At 35.0% G+C, this 23,734-nt stretch carries 18 protein-coding genes and 1 tRNA gene; 14 read left to right on the top strand and 5 right to left on the bottom strand.

Annotation, left to right across the window (positions count from 1 at the left end; all coding sequences use genetic code 11):
• Window positions 1-6: 6 nt before the first annotated feature.
• The 4 genes from purN (at window position 7) to DDY94_RS06850 (ending at window position 4,349) form a co-directional block, all read left to right on the top strand.
• The gene (purN, locus tag DDY94_RS06865) at window positions 7-573 is read left to right on the top strand and encodes a phosphoribosylglycinamide formyltransferase (RefSeq protein WP_111683303.1); all 567 of its coding nucleotides are present in this window, start codon (window positions 7-9) and stop codon (window positions 571-573) included.
• A 181-nt stretch (window positions 574-754) separates the two neighbouring features.
• Window positions 755-1,399 (top strand): ribonuclease H1 domain-containing protein, encoded by a 645-nt coding sequence (locus DDY94_RS06860; RefSeq protein ID WP_111683302.1) that lies wholly within the window; start codon window positions 755-757, stop codon window positions 1,397-1,399.
• An 80-nt stretch (window positions 1,400-1,479) separates the two neighbouring features.
• A complete protein-coding gene (locus tag DDY94_RS06855; protein ID WP_111683301.1) occupies window positions 1,480-2,406 on the top strand; it encodes a PfkB family carbohydrate kinase in 927 nt (308 codons plus the stop codon).
• A 44-nt stretch (window positions 2,407-2,450) separates the two neighbouring features.
• The gene (locus DDY94_RS06850; RefSeq protein ID WP_111683300.1) at window positions 2,451-4,349 is read left to right on the top strand and encodes an amidophosphoribosyltransferase; all 1,899 of its coding nucleotides are present in this window, start codon (window positions 2,451-2,453) and stop codon (window positions 4,347-4,349) included.
• A 472-nt stretch (window positions 4,350-4,821) separates the two neighbouring features.
• Here the strand turns inward: DDY94_RS06850 and DDY94_RS06845 are convergent, their stop codons facing one another.
• The gene (locus DDY94_RS06845) at window positions 4,822-5,430 is read right to left on the bottom strand and encodes a superoxide dismutase (protein WP_111683299.1); all 609 of its coding nucleotides are present in this window, start codon (window positions 5,428-5,430) and stop codon (window positions 4,822-4,824) included.
• A 112-nt stretch (window positions 5,431-5,542) separates the two neighbouring features.
• Here DDY94_RS06845 and DDY94_RS06840 point away from each other — a divergent pair, with 112 nt between their 5' ends.
• From DDY94_RS06840 to DDY94_RS06820, 5 genes are all read left to right on the top strand, one after another.
• A complete protein-coding gene (locus DDY94_RS06840) occupies window positions 5,543-8,674 on the top strand; it encodes a UvrD-helicase domain-containing protein (protein ID WP_111683298.1) in 3,132 nt (1,043 codons plus the stop codon).
• Between the two features lie 42 nt (window positions 8,675-8,716).
• On the top strand, window positions 8,717-9,910 hold the full coding sequence (gene kbl / locus DDY94_RS06835) for a glycine C-acetyltransferase (RefSeq protein WP_111683297.1): 1,194 nt from the start codon (window positions 8,717-8,719) through the stop codon (window positions 9,908-9,910).
• Window positions 9,911-10,033: 123 nt separating this feature from the next.
• On the top strand, window positions 10,034-11,431 hold the full coding sequence (locus DDY94_RS06830; protein WP_111683296.1) for an OmpA family protein: 1,398 nt from the start codon (window positions 10,034-10,036) through the stop codon (window positions 11,429-11,431).
• A 61-nt stretch (window positions 11,432-11,492) separates the two neighbouring features.
• A complete protein-coding gene (locus DDY94_RS06825; RefSeq protein ID WP_111683295.1) occupies window positions 11,493-14,258 on the top strand; it encodes a PD-(D/E)XK nuclease family protein in 2,766 nt (921 codons plus the stop codon).
• Complete coding sequence (locus DDY94_RS06820; RefSeq protein ID WP_111683294.1) at window positions 14,255-15,097, top strand: alpha/beta hydrolase family protein; 843 nt, start codon at window positions 14,255-14,257, stop codon at window positions 15,095-15,097. Before DDY94_RS06825 ends, DDY94_RS06820 begins: the two co-directional genes overlap by 4 nt.
• 113 nt (window positions 15,098-15,210) lie before the next feature.
• Here the strand turns inward: DDY94_RS06820 and DDY94_RS06815 are convergent, their stop codons facing one another.
• Both DDY94_RS06815 and DDY94_RS16215 read right to left on the bottom strand, forming a co-directional pair.
• On the bottom strand, window positions 15,211-15,693 hold the full coding sequence (locus tag DDY94_RS06815; RefSeq protein ID WP_232817834.1) for a hypothetical protein: 483 nt from the start codon (window positions 15,691-15,693) through the stop codon (window positions 15,211-15,213).
• Between the two features lie 27 nt (window positions 15,694-15,720).
• A complete protein-coding gene (locus DDY94_RS16215; protein ID WP_198658923.1) occupies window positions 15,721-17,505 on the bottom strand; it encodes a hypothetical protein in 1,785 nt (594 codons plus the stop codon).
• Between the two features lie 203 nt (window positions 17,506-17,708).
• Here DDY94_RS16215 and DDY94_RS06805 point away from each other — a divergent pair, with 203 nt between their 5' ends.
• From DDY94_RS06805 to DDY94_RS06785, 5 genes are all read left to right on the top strand, one after another.
• A complete protein-coding gene (locus DDY94_RS06805; RefSeq protein WP_111683293.1) occupies window positions 17,709-18,233 on the top strand; it encodes an RNA polymerase sigma factor in 525 nt (174 codons plus the stop codon).
• Between the two features lie 49 nt (window positions 18,234-18,282).
• Window positions 18,283-19,185, top strand: coding sequence for a FecR family protein (locus DDY94_RS06800; protein ID WP_111683292.1), 903 nt, complete (start codon window positions 18,283-18,285; stop codon window positions 19,183-19,185).
• On the top strand, window positions 19,172-21,676 hold the full coding sequence (locus tag DDY94_RS06795) for a TonB-dependent receptor (protein WP_111683291.1): 2,505 nt from the start codon (window positions 19,172-19,174) through the stop codon (window positions 21,674-21,676). Before DDY94_RS06800 ends, DDY94_RS06795 begins: the two co-directional genes overlap by 14 nt.
• 25 nt (window positions 21,677-21,701) lie before the next feature.
• On the top strand, window positions 21,702-22,319 hold the full coding sequence (locus DDY94_RS06790) for a Crp/Fnr family transcriptional regulator (protein ID WP_111683381.1): 618 nt from the start codon (window positions 21,702-21,704) through the stop codon (window positions 22,317-22,319).
• A 76-nt stretch (window positions 22,320-22,395) separates the two neighbouring features.
• A complete protein-coding gene (locus DDY94_RS06785; protein ID WP_111683290.1) occupies window positions 22,396-22,605 on the top strand; it encodes a YgaP family membrane protein in 210 nt (69 codons plus the stop codon).
• Between the two features lie 166 nt (window positions 22,606-22,771).
• Here DDY94_RS06785 and DDY94_RS06780 read toward each other — a convergent pair.
• Together DDY94_RS06780 and DDY94_RS06775 are read right to left on the bottom strand one after the other, a co-directional pair.
• Window positions 22,772-22,845, bottom strand: a tRNA-Ala gene (locus DDY94_RS06780).
• A gap of 80 nt (window positions 22,846-22,925) precedes the next feature.
• The gene (locus DDY94_RS06775) at window positions 22,926-23,723 is read right to left on the bottom strand and encodes a universal stress protein (protein WP_111683289.1); all 798 of its coding nucleotides are present in this window, start codon (window positions 23,721-23,723) and stop codon (window positions 22,926-22,928) included.
• Between the last annotated feature and the right edge of the window lie 11 nt (window positions 23,724-23,734).

Genomic DNA, 23,734 nt, shown 5'->3' with positions numbered 1-23,734 from the left:
CTGTAAATGAAGCGAATTGTAATTTTTGCGTCCGGAAGCGGATCAAATGCTGAAAATTTAATTAAGTTTTTTCAAAACAGCGATAAAGCGTCTGTTATTCAGGTATTGACTAACAATCCTCATGCCAAAGTTTTGGATAGGTGTAAAAGACTTAAGACCAGTGCATTATCTTTCAATCGTGTGGCATTTTCAAAATCAGAAGACGTCCTTAATATATTAAGAACCTCAAAACCAGACCTTATTGTTCTAGCAGGATTTCTTTGGAAGTTTCCTGAATTTATTTTGAATGAATTTCAAGATAGAGTCATAAATATTCATCCTGCATTATTACCGAAATATGGCGGTAAAGGCATGTATGGTATGCATGTTCACAATGCTGTTGTTGCTAATGAGGAGACCGAAACAGGCATTACAATTCATTATGTGAATGAAAATTATGATGAAGGCGCCATTATTTTTCAGGCGAAATGCGAGGTTTCACCTTCCGATTCTGCAGTAGATGTGGCTGCTAAGATCCATGAATTAGAAATGGAACACTTTCCGAAGGTGGTTGAAAAGTTAGTGGTAAGTTAATTAGATGGTTAGATGATTAGATCATTGGATTGTAAGTGGTAAGTTAATATTAGTGAAATTCGTATTAGTTAAGATGTCATACTGAGCTTGTCGAAGTATTCAAAAGAGATTCTTCACACTGTTCAGATTGAAACACCCACAAAATGATTTGTGAAAATTTGTGAAATTCATGTCTAATTAAATGTCAAAAAAAAAGAAACCGAAATATTACACTGTTTGGAAAGGCCATAATACCGGTGTCTTTGAATCATGGGATGACTGCAAAGCTCAGATCAAGGATTTCAAAGGGGCTCAGTATAAATCCTTCTCTTCATTTGAGGCTGCCAAAAAAGCATATAAAGAAGGTCCGAAAGATTATATTGGGAAGTCGAAGACCTTCAAAAGTGAACTTTCCGAAGAGCAACTTAAAAAAATTGGGCTACCTAACTTCAATTCCATTTGTGTTGATGCAGCAGTTAGTGGAAACCCCGGAAAAATGGAATACCGTGGCGTAGATACCAAAACTAAAAAACAACTCTTTATCCAAGGGCCGTTCGAAGAGGGCACTAATAATATAGGTGAGTTTTTAGCGATTGTACACGGATTAGCATTTCTTAAACAGCATCAAAGCGATAGAATCATTTACACAGATTCTAAAACTGCCATGAGTTGGATTCGTAAAAAAGCCTGCAACTCTAAACTAGCTAGAACTGAAAACAATGAGCCCTTATTCCAATTGGTAGATCGGGCAGTAACATGGTTAAAAACTAATACTTACCATACCACTATTGTAAAATGGGAGACCAAAGCATGGGGAGAAATCCCTGCGGATTTTGGGAGGAAGTAAACATAACTAATAGTTAATTCAGGCTATTTTATAAGGAATATATTTTATGTACTTTTGCAGCTTAATTTAAACTTGCTTTGATGGGTAAATTAGTGATTGTCGGAACCGTAGCGTTCGATGCTATTGAAACTCCTTTTGGTAAAACCGATAGAATTCTTGGCGGTGCCGCAACTTTTATTGGGTTAGCCGCTTCTCAATTCAATGTAGATTCAGCTGCAGTATCAATTGTAGGTGATGATTTTCCACAAGAGTATCTTGATTTGTTAGCGCATAAAGGCGTTAATCTTGAAGGCGTTGAAATTGTAAAAGGCGGTAAAACATTTTTCTGGAGTGGTCGTTACCACAATGATATGAACTCGAGAGATACCTTAGTAACTGAGTTAAATACGCTGGCAGATTTTGATCCGAAAGTCCCAGAAAACTATCGTGATGCTGAAGTCGTAATGCTCGGTAACTTACATCCTGGTGTTCAAATGAGTGTATTAGAACAAATGGATACCAAGCCAAAAATGGTCATATTAGATACCATGAATTTTTGGATGGATAATGCGCTTGAAGATCTTCACAAGGTTATGAAGCACATCGATGTCATTACAATTAATGATGAAGAAGCAAGACAATTAACTGGTGAATATTCATTGGTAAATGCAGCCCATAAAATTTATGAAATGGGACCGCGATATGTGGTAATTAAAAAAGGAGAGCACGGTGCGCTTCTTTTTAATAAGGACAATGTGTTTTATGCTCCAGCATTACCATTAAGAGAAGTTTTTGATCCGACTGGTGCGGGTGATACTTTTGCCGGAGGATTTGCAGGATATATTGCAAAGACTGGTGATTATTCTTTCGATAATCTAAAAACAGCAGTTATCTACGGCTCAACATTAGCCTCATTCTGTGTTGAAAAATTCGGTACAGAACGAATGGAAAATTTATCAACATCAGAGATACGCAAACGATTAGACCAATTTAAGAGTTTAACTCAATTTGATATTGAACTAACATAATATGACGCGCTCAATTTTTTGAGCGCGTTTTTTTATTACTTAACATGAGTGATGCAATAAAACACGAGTGTGGTATCGCACTTATCAGGCTTTTAAAACCATTAGAATACTACAAAGAAAAGTATGGTAGTGCATTTTATGGGGTAAACAAAATGTACCTCATGATGGAGAAACAGCACAATCGCGGTCAGGACGGTGCAGGTTTTGCTAGTATAAAACTCGACACCCAACCTGGAGAACGTTATATTAGTAGAATTCGTTCTATAGAACAACAACCTATTCAGGATATATTCTCGCAAATTAATGAACGCATTAATCTAGAGATGACCCAGCATCCTGAATATAAAGATGATGTTGAACTTCAGAAAAAACATATTCCCTATGTAGGTGAGTTATTGCTTGGCCATGTGCGTTATGGTACCTTCGGAAAAAATAGCGTTGAAAGTGTTCACCCATTTTTAAGACAAAATAATTGGATGCACAGAAACCTCATCGTTGCTGGTAATTTTAATATGACCAACGTAAACGAGCTTTTTAATAATCTTGTTGATATTGGTCAGCATCCGAAAGAGAAAGCCGACACCATTACAGTGATGGAAAAAATAGGCCATTTCTTAGATGATGCTGTTGGTAAAATCTACAAAGACCTTAAGCGTGAGGGCTATTCAAAAATTGAATGTTCTCCTCTTATTGCAGAACGATTAAAACTAAGCAAGATCTTAAAACGTGCCGCTAAAAACTGGGATGGTGGTTATGCCATGGCAGGTTTGTTGGGCCATGGTGATTCATTCGTGCTTAGAGATCCTGCAGGCATAAGACCTGCATACTATTATAAGGACGATGAAATTGTAGTGGTAGCCTCTGAGCGCCCTGTTATTCAAACTGTATTTAATGTTCCGTTTGAAGAGGTAATTGAATTAGATCCAGGTCATGCGATCATTACCAAAAAATCTGGAAAAACAGAAGTAAAGCAAATTCTGGAACCTTTAGAGCGAAAGGCTTGTTCCTTTGAGCGCATCTATTTTTCTAGAGGAAGTGATGCCGAAATCTATAAGGAACGTAAGGAACTCGGAAGACTGTTAATGCCAAAAGTACTTGAAGCGATAGACAACGACACCCGAAATACAGTCTTTTCATTTATACCAAATACAGCTGAAACATCATTTTTCGGAATGGTTGATACTGTTGAACAGTTTCTGAATCATAAAAAAACCCAAGCCATATTAAGTGGTAAGCGTTCCCTATCTGCGGATAAGGTTGAAGAAATTTTATCTGAGAGACCACGTATTGAAAAAATAGCCATTAAAGATGTAAAGCTCAGAACGTTTATTACTGAAGACAGCAGTAGAGATGACTTAGTTGCTCACGTCTATGATGTTACTTATGGTGTTATCAAACCGAGTGATAACCTTGTTATTATTGATGATAGTATCGTGAGAGGAACGACCCTTAAGAAGAGTATCATAAAGATGATGGACCGTCTAAATCCTAAGAAGATCATTGTGGTATCATCAGCTCCTCAAATTCGCTATCCAGATTGTTATGGTATTGATATGGCCAATCTTGAAAGTTTAGTTGCTTTCAGAGCTGCATTAGAATTACTCAAAGACAATAATCAGTATCATATCGTTGAGGAAGTTTATCAGAAGTGTCTTTCACAAGTAAACTATAAAGACAAAAACGTTATCAATTACGTTAAAGAGATCTACAACAACTTTACTGACGAACAGATATCCGATAAAATTTCAGAACTATTAAGTGACGAAACTGTAAATGCTGAGGTAAAAATAATTTTTCAACCTGTAGAAAACTTGCATAAAGCCTGTCCGGATAATTTAGGAGATTGGTATTTTACAGGTAATTATCCTACAGCTGGAGGTAACCGCGTTGTGAACAAAGCCTTTATAAACTTCTACGAAGGAAACAAGGAGCGAGCGTATTAATTTAACGTTTAATCCGAAAAATTAAGTATTTCATCCGAGAAAAATGCATTTCATCCATTATATGTATCATTTTAACAAATAACATTTACATTGGTATCACCATAACATAAGTAGGTTAAGTTCATGGTAGATTTGGGGCAAAAAAAGGTGAACAGTGTTCACCTTTTTTTATGGAGTTAATTAAAGTATTGCTTTAAGTTATATACACAATTCCAGTATCCAATTAGTGCATAATCGTAGCTTATCCTAGTAGTTTCCACGCTTAGACTAATATATAGGTCGTTTATCCAAAAAATTTAATAGTTAAATTAATGTAAACTTATATTTGATTCACCATAACATAAGTAGGTTAAGTTTATGGTAGATTTGGGGCAAAAAAGGTGAACTCTCTGTTCACCTTTTTTCATTTTAAAGCATAAAAAAATCCAAGCTTCTCAACTTGGATTTTCACTTTTTGTAAAGTCTTATCTATTTATTTTGCCTCAGCATATCTGCGCTCAACTTCATTCCAGTTGATCACCTTAAAGAATGCAGCAATATAATCTGGTCTTCTATTCTGATAGTTTAAATAGTAAGCATGCTCCCAAACATCTAATCCTAAGATTGGTGTTCCGCCACAAGTTACTCCTGGCATTAGAGGGTTGTCTTGATTTGGTGTAGAACATACTTCTACTTTACCACCTTTATGAACACACAACCAAGCCCAGCCAGAACCAAATTGCGTTGCAGCTGCTTTAGAGAAGGCGTCAATAAATGCATCTTTAGAACCGAATTCAGCCTCAATAGCATCTTTAAGATCTCCTGATAAATAACCTCTATCTTCAGGATTCATTACATCCCAAAATAATGAGTGGTTATAAAATCCGCCGCCATTATTTCTTACGCCAGCATTGTTCATATCTAAGTTTGTTAAGATGTCTTCGATAGACTTTCCTTCCAAATCTGTACCTTCAATTGCAGCATTAAGTTTTGTAGTATATCCGTTGTGATGTTTTGAATGGTGGATTTCCATTGTACGTGCATCAATATGCGGTTCTAATGCATCGTAAGCATATTTTAATTTTGGTAATTCAAAAGCCATGATTTTATGTTTTTAAGTATTAGTAATTTAACTTTAACAAATTTACGATTTTGAGAACAAGATGTTCTAAATAAATTATTAAGATTGCCTATTTTGGTATAAAATTTATCTTTTGCAATCCTCGGCTTTTAAAATATTCAATGCATCTGCTGGTAGTGGTAAAACCTTCACAATCGCCAAGTCTTATATAAAGATATTGGTGCAATCTAAAAATCCGGAGCAATTCAAAAATATTCTAGCCATAACCTTTACAAATAAGGCCGTTGGTGAAATGAAAGAGCGCATCATTACGATGCTAAAATCGTTTTCAAACGAAAAAAGTCTTACCCAGCCGCATCCTATGTTTAGTGCTATTTGCGAAGAATTGTCAATTTCGCCCGAAACACTTCATATAAGATCAAAGCACATCTTAAAACACATAATGCACAATTATGGGGCTTTTGACATCTCAACCATTGACGGCTTTACACACCGCGTCATCAGAACCTTTGCGCACGACTTAGAATTACCTGTAAATTTTGAGGTAGAACTAGAACAAGAAAACCTATTGAACGAAGCGGTGGATAGTTTAATCTCTAAAGCCGGAAGTGATAAAACCCTAACCAACATACTTATTGATTTTGCGATTGAAAAAGCAGACGACGATAGAAGTTGGGACATAAGTTATGATTTTAAGAAAATTGCTAAACTCCTTATAAGCGAAAATGATTTACACGCCATTGTAACCTTAAAGCAAAAGAGTATTGACGACTTTAAAGCGCTAAAAACACAACTTGTAAAGACCATTTCTAAGTTAGAAATTGACCTTGTTACCATAGCAAATTCTGCGTTAACCTTAATTGAAGAAGCTGGCTTAGAATATGATGATTTCAACAGGAAATCATTACCAAACTACTTTAAGAATTTGGCACAGAAGAATTTTAATGCACGGTTTGATGCCGCTTGGCAAAATGATCTTATTGAAGGTCAAACCATTTATCCTAAGCGCGTTACCGACAACATTGCTTCGACCATTGAAAGCATTCAGCCGCAATTAGCAGAGGCCTTTCTTCAAACGAAGAATAAAATATTTGATTTCAAACTTCATAAGGGGTTCTTAAGAAATATTACGCCGCTTTCTGTTATTAATGCCATTCAGACTGAATTAGATCAGCTCAAGGAAGAGCAGAATAAAATGCTCATTTCAGAATTCAATAAAATTGTAAGCAACGAAATTAAAGATCAGCCAACACCTTTCATTTACGAACGCTTAGGTGAGAAATACAGACATTATTTTATTGATGAGTTTCAAGACACCTCGCAAATGCAATGGGAGAATTTAGTGCCGCTTTTAGACAATGCGCTTTCTACATCTCATGGCTCTGCGATGTTGGTGGGTGATGCAAAACAAGCCATCTATAGGTGGCGTGGAGGGGTTGCCGAGCAATTTATTAATCTATATAATAAAACGACAAATCCCTTTCAGGTTGACCCCGAAATTTTAGCGCTTGGTACTAATTTCCGAAGTGCGAAAGAAATCATCAATTTTAATAATGGTTTCTTTCAGTTTTTGAGCGAAAATTATTTTACAAATGAAGACTATTCTAACTTATACAAAGCCTCATTTCAAAACGCAAATAATGATCGCGATGGTTACGTGAATTTTGATTTTTTGAACATAGCCAGAGACGACGATGATGACGAAATCTATTCACATAAGGTTCTTGAAACCATTAACTTATGTTATGACAAAGGTTATGTCCCTCAAGACATATGTATTATCGTTAGAAAACGAAAACAAGGAGTTGCTATTGCCAATTATCTCAGCGAAAAAGGACTTAAAATTACATCTTCTGAAACACTACTTTTGAAAAATTCTGATAAGGTTGTTTTCCTAGATAATATTTTGAAACTTTTACTGCAACCCAACAATGATAGCCTTAAGATTAACATACTAACTTTTTTAGCAGATCAGTATAAGGTTGAAGACAAACATTTGTTTTTTGAAACCCATCTAAAACCTAGTGTTGATGACATGTTTCAGAGTTTAGAATCTCTCAACATATTTATAAATAAAGCCAACCTATTGCATTTGCCGTTGTATGATCTCGTTGAAGAGCTCATTCGAAGTTTTAATCTTGAAAATACCTCCGATGCGTTCCTCGAGTTTTACCTCGATCTTGTTTTAGAATTCACCCAGAAACAACACTCTGATCTTAGCGCCTTTACTAATTATTTTGAAAAGGAAAAAGACAGGCTCAGTGTGGTGTCGCCAAAGGACATTGATGCCATTCAAATTATGACCATTCATAAATGTAAAGGTCTAGAATTTCCGGTGGTTATATTTCCATTTGCTGACTTAAATATCTATAAAGAGTTAGAGCCAAAAGTTTGGTTTCCTGTGGAACAAAACGATTATAATGGATTTGAAAACTTGTTACTTAACTACAATAAAGACATTGAACATTTTGGTGAAGCCGGACTTCAAATCTATAACACACATCAATCGCAATTAGAACTTGATAACATCAATTTACTCTATGTGACACTAACCAGAGCAGTTGAATGTCTTTTTGTGATATCTAAGTATGATTTGGACTCAAAAGGTAAAGTAAATGCTCTCACCTTTTCAGGCATGTTTATTTCCTATTTGCAATCCTTGGGTATTTGGACAGAGCAGCAACTGACTTACAGTTTTGGCACGTTTGAACCACCATTAGTTGAAGAAAAATCAATGGTCAATTCTAAATCGCTTCAACTTATATCTGTTCCGAAGGAATACCACAATTTAAAGATCGTTACCAAGGCCGGTCAACTCTGGGATACCAAACAAGAAAAGGCCATTGAGCGCGGTAATCTTGTACATTTAATTTTATCGAAAATCAAGACTATTAATGATTTAGACTTTGCCGTGAGTGAGTTGTTAGAAACAGGGGACATCATTAAAGAAGAAGTGACGGAATTAAGGGCTTTGGTTGAAAGTGTTATAGAGCATCCTATACTTAGCTCGTATTATTCAGACAACTATGAAATCTATAATGAAAGAGACATTGTAATGCAATCGGGTGAGCTTCTAAGACCAGACCGAGTCAATGTGAATTCAAATAATGAGGTCATTATAATTGACTATAAAACAGGGGAACAAAAAACAAATCACCAAAATCAAATTCGTTCATATGCCTCAGTATTAGAGGATATGAAATTCAAAATTAAGCATAAGTATCTTGTCTATATAAATGATGCCATCGAAGTAGTAGAAGTGTGATTTATAGATAGTATCTTTGCGCAACTTCAAAATCCAAAAGATATGTACGGAGCTATAAAAACACATTTACAACAAGAAATTGAATCAATTAAAGAGGCTGGGCTTTTCAAAGAAGAGCGCATTATTACTTCTCCTCAAGGGGCAGAAATCACCTTGAATACTGGTGAAAAAGTTTTAAATTTTTGTGCTAATAATTACTTAGGACTGTCCTCTCATCCCGATGTTGTTCAGGCAGCAAAGGATACGTTAGATTCTCATGGTTTTGGTATGTCTTCGGTACGATTTATCTGTGGTACCCAAGATATCCATAAGGAGTTAGAACAGAAGATCGCCGATTTTTATGGCACAGAAGATACCATATTATACGCTGCGGCTTTTGATGCTAATGGTGGTGTTTTTGAACCCTTATTAACTAAGGAAGATGCTATAATTTCCGATTCACTTAACCATGCCTCAATTATTGATGGTGTAAGACTCTGTAAAGCAGCAAGATATCGTTACAACAATAATGATATGGCCGATCTAGAAAAACAATTAATTGCTGCAAATGAAAATGGAGCTCGTTTCAAAATAATTGTTACTGATGGTGTATTTTCTATGGATGGTTTAGTGGCGCCTCTAGATCAAATTTGTGATCTCGCAGAAAAGTATGATGCTATGGTAATGATTGATGAGTGCCACGCTACTGGATTCATTGGTGAAACTGGGATTGGAACTCTTGAAGAAAAAGGAGTATTAGGACGAATAGATATTATTACCGGAACCTTAGGAAAAGCTATGGGTGGTGCAATGGGCGGTTATACAACAGCAAAAAAGGAGATCATCGAGATCTTGCGTCAGCGTTCAAGGCCTTATTTGTTTTCAAATTCCTTAGCACCTGCAATCGTTGGTGCATCCATCAAGGTTTTTGATATGCTAAAGAACGATACCTCTTTAAGAGATAAAGTAGATTGGAATACCAAATACTTCAAGAAAGGAATGAAGGAAGCTGGCTTTGATATTATAGATGGGGATTCTGCAATCGTACCAGTAATGTTATATGATGCCAAACTATCTCAAACTATGGCAAATATGCTGTTAGAAGAAGGCGTTTATGTTATTGGTTTTTTCTATCCAGTTGTACCAAAAGAAAAGGCGAGAATTCGTGTTCAACTATCAGCTGCTCATACGAAAGAACAACTAGACAAAGCTATCAATGCATTTACTAAAGTGGGGAAAAAACTTGAAATAATTTAAAATCGTTAGAATCTCTTTATTTTAGGGCGTTATAACAATATTTTTATATATTTGTCTTTGTTAATATTATTTAACAAGTTACATTTGCCAACAATTAACACTTAAAATTAAATTAATTAGAATATGAAAAATCTTAGCAGATTACTATTAGTCGCAGTGCTTCTTTTTAGTTTTAGCACTTCACATGGTCAAGACAAGAACAATCCATGGGCTATTACAATAGGAGTAAATGCAGTTGATCCATATCCTGTAGGTGAGCCAACTCCACAGGGTGACTGGTTTGACGAATACTTTAACGCAAACGATCACTGGAACATTCTTCCTTCAATATCAACCCTTTCTATTTCTAAATACATAGGCGATGGGTTCACTTTTACTGCAACAGGTTCTATTAACCAAATTAGCAAATTTGGTACTAACTTAAATCCTGATGGATCAGAAGCTGGTACTAATAGACTTAACAACTTAACGTACTATGCAGCTGATGGTAGAGTTTCATATAGCTTTATGGACTTAATCAATTCTAAGAAATTAAATCCTTATTTAGGTGCCGGTGGTGGTTACACTTGGTTAGACGATATAGGTGCTGGTACAGTAAACGGTACTTTAGGTCTTCAAGTTTGGATCTCTGAAAAATTCGGTGTTGATTTAAATTCAACTTATAAGCATGCTTTCGAAGATTACTTACCAAAGCACTTCCAACATTCAGTTGGTGTAACGTTTAAGTTCGGTGGAACTGATACTGACGGTGATGGTATCTACGATCAGGATGATGCTTGTCCAGAAGAAGCTGGTTTAGAAATTTTTAATGGTTGTCCAGATTCAGATAACGATGGTATCCAAGATTCAAAAGATGACTGTCCAAACGTTGCTGGTTTAGCAGAGTTTAACGGTTGTCCTGACGGTGACGGTGACGGCATCAGAGATATCGATGATGAGTGTCCAACAGTTGCTGGTTTAGCTGCTTTAAACGGATGTCCTGATACTGACGGTGATGGCATCGCTGATAAAAACGATAACTGTCCTAACGAAGCAGGTCCATCTGCAAACAACGGATGTCCTTGGCCAGATACTGATGGTGACGGTGTATTAGACAAAGACGATCAGTGTCCAAACGAAGCTGGTGAAGTTGCTAATAATGGTTGTCCTATCATCAACCCAACTCAAGAGGTTATCGATGAATTAAACAGCTATGCAAGAACTATCTTATTCGATACAGGTAGAGCTTCTTTCAAAGAAGAAACTGACCAAGTATTACAAGCAATGGTTGCCATCTTCAAGCAATATCCAAAGGCTGACTTCGCTATCGAAGGTCATACAGATTCAGTTGGTTCTAAGAAATCTAACCAAGCTTTATCTGAAAGAAGAGCAAATGCAGTTAGAGATTACTTAATTGCTAACGGAATTAGCGCTGAAAGATTAACTGCAACTGGTTACGGTGAGGATAATCCAATCGCTGATAACAAAACAAGAGCAGGTAGAAAAGAAAACAGACGTGTAGAAGTTAAGCTTAAGAGCTAATTAAACTTCAAAATATATAGAAAAACGCTCCGAAATTCGGAGCGTTTTTTATTTTTATAAAATGAGTAGTTTTATAAAAACAGTGTTGCTAGATCTTAAAGAAAAGGGCTTAAATCCTGAAGATCTATACTTCATCCTTCCTAGTCAACGCGCAGGTGTTTTTTTAAAACATCACCTCTCACAAATTATAGATCAACCTACATTTGCTCCTCATATCTTAAGTATCGAAGCCTTCGTAGAAGAACTTTCAGGCTTAAGAAGTTTATCTAACACCAACCTGTTATTTTGGCTTTACAAATCTTATGTAGATCATACAAAAAAAGAAGATCGTGAGCCCTTTGAATCTTTTGCTAGTTGGGCACAAATCTTATTGCAAGACTTCAACGAAATAGATCGTTACTACACCGACCAAAATGCTATATTCGATTATCTCCAGGCGATCAAGGAAATTAATCATTGGTCTTTAGAAACTGAACAAACCGATCTTGTAAAACGCCACTTAAAGTTTTGGAAAGGACTTAAGGATTATTATAAGTCATTCACTGATGAACTGCTAAACCACAAGAAAGGTTTTCAGGGGCTTATCTATAGAGAGGCTACAGAAAATCTGGAAGCCTATATGGAAAACAATAGTGAAAAGATGCACGTCTTTTTGGGTTTCAATGCGCTTAACACTTGCGAATCTTTAATTATTCAAGGGTTGCTTCAGAATGATCTAGCACACATCTATTGGGATATTGATGAAGTGTTCGTAGAAGACGATATTCATGATGCAGGTCTGTTTATTAGATCACATAAAAGTGATTGGAATTATTTCAAAAAACAACCTTTTAATTGGATCACCTCACACTATAGCGAAAAGAAAAATATTGAAGTTATTGGTGTCCCTAAATTTGTGGGACAGGCAAAGTATATTGGGCAATTGTTAGAAGAGATTCGCACCAAGAATGAAGACCTTCAGAGCGTAGCTGTTGTTTTAGGAGAGGAAAATTTACTTATGCCACTACTCCATTCAATCCCTAAAGATATTGATCAGATCAATGTTACCATGGGATTACCGCTTAAGTTTGTACCCTTGGCTTCATTGTTTGAACAACTATTCGCTTCACATAAATCTGAAACTAAAAGTTTTTACTATAAAGACCTCATAGACATTCTTTCACATCCTTCAATATATAACTTATTTGAAAACGATACTAGTAATATTGCAGAGGCTATTATTAACCACATTCAAAATAATAATCTGGTATATATTAATGTTTCGCACTTAAGAAAAATTACTCCGACGGATTATCACAGTCTTTTAAATATTTTATTTGGCCCATGGGATAACAGTCCTGAAAAAGCATTAGCTCATTGTACTCAACTTATTCAGGAAATTAAGGGTTCACTAATTAAGGACAAACCTAACAATAGTCTTGAGCTAGAATATCTTTACCGCTATAACACACTTTTTAATGAATTAACTGAGCTTAACAGCAATTATAAATATCTGAATTCAATAGAAAGTCTGCATCGTGTATATAAAGATCTACTCAATAGCGAAACATTAGATTTTAAAGGTGAACCTTTAGAAGGACTTCAAATTATGGGAATGTTAGAATCGCGTGTTTTAGATTTTGATACGGTGATTATCAGTTCGGTTAACGAAGGAATTTTGCCGTCTGGCAAGACCCATAATTCCTTCATTCCGTTTGATGTGAAATTGCAGCATCAACTTCCAACCTATAAAGAGAAAGACGCTGTTTACACCTATCATTTTTATCGCCTCATTCAACGTGCAAAAAATGTATACCTACTTTACAATACGGAGATCGATGCCCTTAAAGGCGGTGAGAAAAGTAGATTTATCACGCAGATGGATGTTGAAGGCATTCATCAATTAAAGCAATCGATTGTGTCTCCAGATGTGCCTATTATTGAAAAGAAATTACAACAAATTGCAAAAACAGGATCTGTTCTCGATAAACTAAAAGAACTATCTGACAAGGGCTTTTCGCCTTCGTCCTTAACCAACTATATTAGAAATCCTCTCGATTTTTATTTTGAAAAAATCCTCGATATTGAAGAGTTTGAAGATGTTGAAGAAAATATTGCTGCCAACACCTTAGGCTCGGTGATTCATGATACCTTAGAAGAGTTTTACAAGCCTCTTGAAGGTGAATTTCTTAGTATTGATCACCTCAAAAGTTTTAAGCCCAAACTCGAAACAACAATAACCCGTCACTTTAAATCCTTGTATAAGGACGGGGATTTTACATCTGGCAAAAACCTCATCATTTTTGAAATTGCCAAGCGCTACATTCTAAATTTCATCGATTCTGAAATAGAGCAAATAAAAGCCGGTAATACTATAAAGATTATTGCCATTGAGGTTAAAGAGACCATTACCTTAGCCATTGAAGGCTTAGCTTTCCCGGTAAGGCTAACTGGAAAAGTGGATCGTGTAGACCAATTTAATGGGACAACTCGAGTTATCGACTACAAATCAGGTAAGGTAGAATCTAATAAAGTTGAAATTGTAGACTGGAATGAAATTGCTACAGATTATGACAAATACAGCAAGTCATTTCAGGTGTTGTGTTATGCCTATATGATGCATCATAATAAAAAGATTCAAGCACCTGTGGAAGCAGGTATCATTTCATTTAAAAATCTCAATGCCGGCTTTTTAAAATTCGGAAAAAAAGAATCCACCTACAGCAGAACGAAAGATCAGGTTATCACGGCGCAAACCTTAGCTAATTTTGAAACTGAACTATTCAATCTCATCCGAGAGATTTGTGATCCGGCTACAGATTTTATTGAAAAAGAACTCGACTCATGAAAATTGATAAAAATTTTATACTTCACCGAAGCCATAAAAAGCCTATACTCATCGACACATTTTATTCTGAAACTAAAGCTAAACAGCCTTTGGTCATTTTTTGTCATGGCTATAAAGGTTTTAAAGATTGGGGCGCTTGGAATGTAATGGCAAAACAGATCTCAGAAGCGGGTTATTGTTTTGTTAAGTTCAATTTTTCACACAATGGTGGTACCATGCAAGACCCTATTGATTTCCCAGATCTAGAGGCCTTTGGACATAACAATTACACAAAAGAGCTCGATGATCTTGCTGATGTGATCGACTGGGCAACTCATAAATTTAATGACAACCCGAATATTGAAACTGATCGAATAACATTGATTGGTCATAGTCGAGGTGGTGGCATTGTCATCGTAAAAGCATCTGAAGATTCGCGAATTACAAAACTTATTACCCTTGCCAGTGTAAGTGATTTTGGAAAACGTACCGCAACATCTGGCGAATTAGAAAGCTGGAAAAAAGACGGTGTAAAATATGTACTCAATGGCAGAACGAAACAGCAAATGCCGCATTATTATCAGTTTTACGAAGATTTTAAAGCTAATGAAGAGCGTTTGCATATTGCGTCTGCAGAAAAGCGACTACAACTACCACATCTGATCATTCATGGCGATAATGATCCCTCGGTTAAAATTGATGAGGGCAAGGCTTTACATCAATGGAACCCCAATAGTCAATTTAGAATTATTGGAGGTGCCGATCATGTGTTTAATGTGAAGCATCCTTGGGACAATGACCAACTTTCAAAAGAATTTCAGGAGGTTACTGATGCGATGGTTGAATTTTTGAGAAATTAAAAAACTACACTAATTTTAAATTTAAAAACCAACTATGAAATTCATAGTTGGTTAGTTATCAATCAAAACAGATTGGGGCGAAAAAAGGATAAGATTTGAGTTCTTTAAAGTGCTTAATTCCTTTCAAAAGTTAACAAGTCTGTTCCTCCATTACCACCACTAATATCGATAAGTTCAATTCTTGTGGAAGAATATGACACTACATCCCAATCATCATTCAAGTCCTCAAAATCGCTGCTCTCAGGAACAGGGAAGAAAATATTAAAATCTACATCGTCATCGCTGCTACTATCATCACTGCTATTGCTATCATCGGTAACAGACCAAGTGCCATTAACTGTGTTAGTGCCATTTGATGCAACTAAAGATCCATTAGAGTTAAAGGTGAAATTATAACCGTTAAAATCTGATGTTTCGTTTTCTCCAGAATCGTTAAAATTTGAAATTCTCCAAGTTCCTGATTGAACAGCACTTGCAATTGCTGCAATTTGTTGGTTGTTGTTATTTGGATTTCCTTCATCGTCTTCTGTTGAGCACGATAACATTAATGTAAAGCTGAGCATTAATAAAAGACCGGTATTCAATATATTTTTCATGATTTGTTGTTTTTAGATATTAAAAGATTATAATTTTTGAAGTGTAAGTGTATCTAGGCCACCACCGCCGCCACTCACATCTTGAATAATAACTTCGGTTTCTGAAACTGAAATCACATCCCAGTCTTCATCGTTAAATTCTTCAAACGGTATATCTGTATCAAAATTTAATGCCATCTGGTTACCTCCACTAAATACAGCCCAAGTACCATTATTAGTATTAGATCCATTAGAGGCTGAGACCGTTCCATTCATATCAAAGTTGATTTCATAACCAGCATAGTCGGAAGTTTGATCCTCTGTATCTTCAGTATAAGAAGCTACAAACCATAAACCATCAGTTAGTATAGATTCTAAATCATCCCCATTATTCCCGCCATCAAACGGCTCGCGTTCAAAAGTTAAAAAGTCCTCAGAACCGTCACCACCGCTCACATCTTTTAGTCTAATAATTTCATTTGTTACCTCTAAAACATCCCAATCATCAGCTAGTTCATCTAGAGGTATCCCTGTTCCAAAGTTTAAATTAAGACCAAGTTCCGTATCATCTCCAGATGAAGTTGACCAAGACCCATTAGTTGTACCATTCATATCCATCGCTGTTGCTGTATTATCAGAAGCAAAATTGAATACATAATCAATGAAATCTGATGTTTCGTCAGTATCATCAAAGAAGTAAGTGATATACCAATCTCCATTAGTAAGAGCATTCACCAATGATGAATCATCTATACTACCATCCGTAGAACAATCACTTTCAAATCGTAATCTATCATCTCCTAATCTTAGATCAACTTTAACCTCACCAGGCTCCTCCTCAATCTCATGTAAATTCCAGGTATCATTGAAATCTGATAGTCCTGTTACATCTATTGTAACTGAAATATTGTTCCCTGATCCTGAAGCTGACCAACTTCCATTGAAGATATTCATACCTTGGGTTACAACAATTGATCCGTCGCTATTAAATTTAAAAACATAGCCTACATAATTGTCCTCTAAATCTTCGTCATTGCGTTCTAGTTTATCAACGGTCAATTCTTCACAATCTGAAAAAATTGCATCGAGGTCATTTGTTGAACAATTGTCACAATCGTCATCATCAAAATCATTGTCATCATCTTCATCACATGTATTATCAGCCAATTCAATCGCGTTTGCTAATTCTTGAATGGTATTTATATTCTGAGTAGTACCATCTGCGAAAATCACAGTGATTGGGAAATTAATTGTAACGGCTGCAAATTCATCCAAATCGTCAATGAAATCATACATTTCATTATCATTATTGATGGTAATAGTGTTTATGAGGTCATTATTTTCGTTATAAATAGATGCGGTAATAGGATATTGAAAGTCAATACATTCAATGTCATCATCATCTTCATTTTCACCAACACAATTGCTTGCAAGTGCAGCCAATTCTGTATCTGAATTAACTACAACTGTTGAAAAATCAGTTAGTATCACTGTTATAGGATATGAAATGATGATCGAATCAATATCATCATCAAATAGATCGATTATGTCCTCTATATCTTCATAACCATCTTCATCATCTATAACAAGTTCTATTCCGTTAACAGTAACCGTAACGGGTAATTGAACACTTAAACAGCTTGCGCTATCGATAATATTATCAAAAGAGCCATCATTAGTGGCTACATTACTCATTAAAATTGCAGCTGTTGAATTGGCTACTATAGTTTCTTCGATTGGTGGATCAATTGCTAAATCGTCCTCTGTTCTGCACGAGGTAAAGCACATTATAAACACTAAGACGAGTAGTGATATTGGTTTTAAGGTTTTCATAATAGAATGTTTTATGATTAATGTTCGTTTTTTGATTGGCTTAATAACGCCACTTTATTCTAAAACAACTTATGAAAAGAATGTCCCAAGAAATTTTTAAATTTATTAGAGATAAATGTTGTGAAGCATGACAATTATCATCTAAACTAAACTTAATATCCGATATTTTCGACAAAATCTGAAGACTCAATAAACTAAGTCCATTGCCAAATTCCTTACATAATGACATCTGTGATAAGTTTCGATTTTCAAAACTTTATGAAAAATATGCGCAATCCTTAAGCAATATCTTGTATTATAAGTATGGAGAATTATTAAATCCTTCAGATAAAGTACAGGAGGCTTTTATCAAACTTTGGGAAAACTGTTCCAAAATAAAGCCTGAGGCCGCTAAATCATTTTTGTATAAAACGGCTAACAATATGATGCTTAATGAGTTTAAACACCAGAAAGTTGTTTTGAAGCACCAGCAGATAAAACCAAAGGATTACACTAACGAATCACCAGAATTTGTTCTAAGGAAAAAAGAATTTTTAGAACGTTACGAACGTGCATTGTCAAGGTTAAATGAAGAAGAAAGAGTTGCATTTTTATTAAATAAGGCAGAAGGAAAAACCCACAATGAAGTTGCATTAGAATTGAACATTACAAAGAAAGTAGCAGAACATAGAATTTATTCAGCGCTTAAAAAGCTTAAAAATGAACTCGACGAATTAAAACGAAATTGATTTCGGGACTTTTTCAATCTAAGTTGTTTTATAAATATAACAGCATGTTATGGATAACGAGAATTTATTAAAAAAGTGGTTAAACAATGACCTATCGGAAGATGAGGTAAAAGCTTTCAATAATCTAGAAGATGCCAGTCTTTACAGGGAAATTGTTCAGGAAGCTCATCGGTTTAGCGGAAATATTAACGCTGAGGTAGATGATTTTGAACTACTTGAAAATAAACTGATTATTAAGAAGAGTTCTTCTTTAAAATGGCTTAAAATTGCTTCTGGGATAGCGGCAATTTTAGTTGTAGGCTTCTCATTATTTACTATTATCAATAAAGATCAAATTAACTCATTTTATACTGATTTAGCTCAGAATGAGGTAATCACGTTACCAGACAATTCAATGGTAAATCTCAACGAGTTATCAGAATTAACATATAATAGTTCTGATTGGAATGAGCAAAGGGTTTTAGATCTTCAAGGGGAGGCTTTCTTCGATGTGGAAAAAGGAAAACGATTTGATGTGAATACTGCTTTAGGCAAGGTGAGTGTTTTAGGAACTGAATTTAATGTATTATCGAAAGATAGTATTTTTAAGGTTTCTTGTTATGAAGGATTGGTTCAAGTAACTCACAATGAAACTATTATCAATCTGCCTGCTGGTAAAGAATATTATTTATCTTCTGGTAGAGCCGAAACAAGGAATATTGTTATATCAGAACCTTACTGGTTAAAAAATATGAGTGTTTTTGAAAACGCCTCATTTATCGATGTTATAAAAGAACTTATAAAACAATATAATGTCATCGTTAAATATCCTTCAGATATGAATGTGAATTTTACTGGTGCATTTGAACATGATAATCTTGAGAACGCCCTAAAATCTATTACAATGCCGCTTAATTTGACCTATACCATCAATGAGAATAACGAGGTCATTATAAGGAATGTTCAGAATTAAGATTTTAATACTTTTCATAGTTTTTTGCGCGGCCTCTTTTAATCTTGAAGGCCAAACGGAAACACAAAAGGTGTCCATAATTGATGTATTAGATGATATTTCTAAATCACATTCTATTACCTTTAATTACCGAAGTGATCTGTTAAATGGGGTTACTGTAGATCCAATTCCACAAAACTTAGGCTTATCTGAAAAGCTTAAGAATCTCCACAGACAAACAGGCTTAGTTTTTGAAAAAGTAAGTGACTTTGTTTATACCATAACAAAGACCCTTCAGCTTTGTGGTTATATTAAAGATTCAGAATTACTAAAACCATTGATTGGTGCGACAATTAACGGGAAATATGCTTATGCTGTAACCAACGATGAAGGCTATTTTGAAATTGAACTTACATCGCCAAACGAAGAATTAACCATCAGACATATTGGTTTTAAAACCATTGAACGCCAAGCCAAATATTTTAACTCGTCCGAATGTGGAATCATTACAATGAATGTTGTTTTAGAAGTAATAGCACCAGTACTTATTGAAACCTACTTGGTTCGTGGTATAGATAAGAGGAAAGATTGGACCACAACTATTGATTATAAACGATTTAGTCTATTACCAGGTCTTATTGAATCTGATGTGCTTCAAACTGTTCAGGCTTTACCTAGTATATTAAGTGTCGATGAAACGGTTTCAAATATTAACATTAGAGGTGGTTCTCATGATCAAAATCTCATTCTTTGGGACGGCATAAAGATGTATCAAACAGGTCATTTTTTCGGACTGATCTCTAGCTTTAATCCGCAGATGACGCAATCTGCAACTATAATTAATAACGGCTCGGATGTTACGCTTACTGATGGTATTTCTGGAACGATACACATGCAAACAGAAAAACAAATTAATCCAGATTTTAATGGAGTGTTCGGAATAAACTTTTTAAATGCCGAATTGTTTTCTAATATTCCTGTAGGTAATAAATCATCACTTCAGGTGGCATCACGAAAATCTTTAGATGATCTCATAAGAACTCCAACTTATGAGGAATATTTTGATAGAATTACCCAAGATACTGAAGCAGAAACTAATGTGGCTAATGTTACCAACTCTAATCAGGAGTTCAACTTTTTTGATGTGTCGTTTCGCTGGTTATATCAGCCGACTGATAAAGACTATATCAGATTAAACTTTGCTCTTGTTAATAATGATTTAGGTTATAATGAAACAGCCGTTATTAATGAAAACTCTCAAACCCGGCGAAGTAGCATTTCCCAAAATAATCTAGCGGCTGGTCTTAACTATAAGCGATTGTGGAATAATAAATTTTCAACAACGTTAAATATCTATGATAGCGAATATAAGTTAGAGGCATTAAATGCAGATGTACTCAACAATCAGTTACAACTGCAAGAAAATGTCGTCTCTGAGTCTAGTGTTCAGCTTAATAATTTATATCAAACGAATCAATGGCGGTTTAACCTTGGTTATCAATTTACAGAAACCGAAGTCATCAATCTAAATGACATTGATCTCCCAAGATTTGTTAGACGCGATGAAGAGGTCTTAAGGGAACACGCAACATTCACCCAAGTGAGTTATACAAATTTGAATAATGATTTTTCCGTGAGAACAGGAGTAAGAGCCAATTATCTAACACGATTTGAAAGACTAATAATTGAACCCCGATTCAGCATAAGAAAATCCATTGGAGATAAATTCGAAATCGAAGCTTTAGGTGAATTTAAACATCAGAGTACCTCGCAAGTTATAAACTTTCAAAATGATTTTTTGGGTATAGAAAAAAGGCGTTGGCAGCTAACAGATAATGATAGTATCCCCATAATTCAGAGCAAACAAGGATCTCTCGGAATTATGTATAAAAATAAAGGCTGGCTAATAGATGCGAAAGGCTATTATAAAACTGTTGAAGGCATTACGACACAAAGTCAAAGTTTCACTACTAAATATGAATTTTCAAAAGCAAAAGGAAGTTATGATGCCTATGGCTTTGAACTTTTATGTCGAAAAAAGTTTAATCAATTCAGTAGTTGGCTAAGTTATGCCTACATAAATAATGAATATACTTTTGAAATGCTTGAAGATACTGAGTTCCCAAGTAATTTTGATATAACACATTCATTCACTCTAGGAACCACATTCAGTAATAAAATTTGGAATATCTCAGCAGGTATAAATTACCGAACTGGAAAACCTACTTCAATTCCGATAATTGGAAATGACATTGTAGATGACAATGTCAATTTTGATGTTGCCAATAATCAACGACTTTTGGATTACTTCAGAGTAGATGCTTCTGCCATTTATAAATTTAGGATAAGCAGCACCTTCCGTTCTGAAATTGGAGCTTCCATTTGGAATATTTCAAATCGACAAAATGCGATTAATGATTATTACAGAATAAATCAAAATGATACTGTGAATAGGTTTTCTAGGTTTTCATTGGGATTAACAACTAATGCTGTTATTAGATTATATTTCTAATTCTCAACAAATAAATTGGAGTTCAATGGATTTTGATAAACGAATTTTAGATTTTTTAAAACCTCCTTTGTTAGATAAAGTTCTGGAGCAATCATTAATAAAAGAATTTCAGAAAGGCACTGAAATACTGCGCGAAGAGCAATATGTTAAAGTATTACCTATCGTGCTTGAAGGCTTGGTAAAGGTTTATTCCCGATTTAATGATAAGGAACTCTTATTATACTACATTCAGCCATCACAAAGTTGTGTGATGACCTTTTATGCTTCACTAAAGAACACGCCAAGTAAGGTATATGCGAGTGTTGAGGAAGATTCAAAAATATTACTCATTCCTGTTAAATTGTTACCTGAATGGTTAAGAGAATATCCCCAATTTAACAACTTGTTTTATGATCAATTTAATTTGAGATATTCAGAGTTGTTAGATACCATTGGGCATTTGTTAACCGATAAATTAGATAAAAGACTCTATGATTATTTAGAAAACAAAGTTCTATTAACTAATAAATCCTCGGTACGAATGAGTCATATGCAAATAGCTAATGAATTGGGAACTGCACGAGAAGTCATTACCAGAGTTTTAAAGAAACTCGAAACTGAGGGTAAGATAAAACAAGATTCAGGGGAAATAAAACTTATTTAGTAACATGTGACTAAAGTCACTGCATAGCTTATTTTGATTTACAATCTTTGTAATGTAATAATTAAACTTAAATAAGATGAAGAAAAATATGGGAACAGCAGACAGAATTATTAGAGTAATAATCGCTGCAATAGTTGGGGTATTGTTTTTTACTGATGTAATTTCTGGGACATTAGGAATAATATTGTTAGTTATTGCTGGAATATTTGTATTGACGAGCTTTGTAAGTTTCTGTCCATTATATGCTCCATTTGGAATTAGAACGTGCTCTTTGAACAAAAACTAGATATTAATAATGATCAAAATATTCGATTAAGATGATTGTATTAATGTAATAAGAAAAACTTCTTTATTTCAATAGTTAGACCTTTTTCAAGATGAAAACACCAAAAAAATTCATCCTTTTTCAAAATGAAAACACCTGAACAAATGTTCAGGTGTTCTGCTTGATGTGGAGCATATCGGAGTCGAACCGATGACCTCTACGCTGCCAGCGTAGCGCTCTAGCCAGCTGAGCTAATGCCCCATTTATATTTTCAACTTAATCCTAAATGCATTCGTTCAGGCGGGCTAATGCCCCTTTATAAGGTTGGCTAATGTAGTAAATTATTTCAGGCCACTCAACACCAAAACCGGAATGTTAGAGCTGTGAAAATCTTTCTTTAAAATGATATCATCCTCCCATAACTTTGAGAAGAAACCGCGATGACGTCGCACCACACACAATAGATCCGGACTATGATTTTTGTAATGCTCTAAAACCGCTTGAAAGGTCGTCGGACTCTCAGCCATCGTCGTATTAGTGATTATACTTTGCAGTTCATCATTTAGTCCAAAATCTCCTGAATTATGATATGGGGTTTTTACCAACAAAATATTCAATACAGCTTTAAACTTGTCCTTAATGCTTAGCAATGGTTTCAAAACGCCTTCTTTTCTAATTACGGCCGATTTCACAGCTAAAAGTATCTTCACGATTGGCTTATACACATAGCCCTCAGGTACAATTAACGCCGGTATTTGTGTACGCTTCACAATTTTACCTGAAGTCTTTCCTAAGTAAACTTCATCCTTAATAGAATTAGTGCGCGGTTCTAAAATGATAAGATCCACATTAAGTGCATCACAGACTTTATCAATGGTATCTACTAATTTGCCTTTAAATGTTTTGGCTATGACCTCAACATCTTTAGTGTCAACGGAAGCTATATGAGATTCTAAGAACGCCATAGATTCGCGCTCAATGATATGATCAACCTTGATCATAGTTCCTGCTTTGGTATAAACATTATATATTTGAATCACATATAATTTTGCACCAAAAGCTTTTGCAAAATCAACAGCATATTGTAAATGCGACTGTGCATTTTTGGATGACCCAACAGGAACTAAGATAGTTTTCATCTCTAAGAAAT

The sequence above is a fragment of the Winogradskyella tangerina genome, assembly GCF_003260205.1.
Classification (GTDB): Bacteria; Bacteroidota; Bacteroidia; order Flavobacteriales; family Flavobacteriaceae; genus Winogradskyella; species Winogradskyella tangerina.
This window is presented reverse-complemented; position numbering and strand designations above follow the sequence as displayed.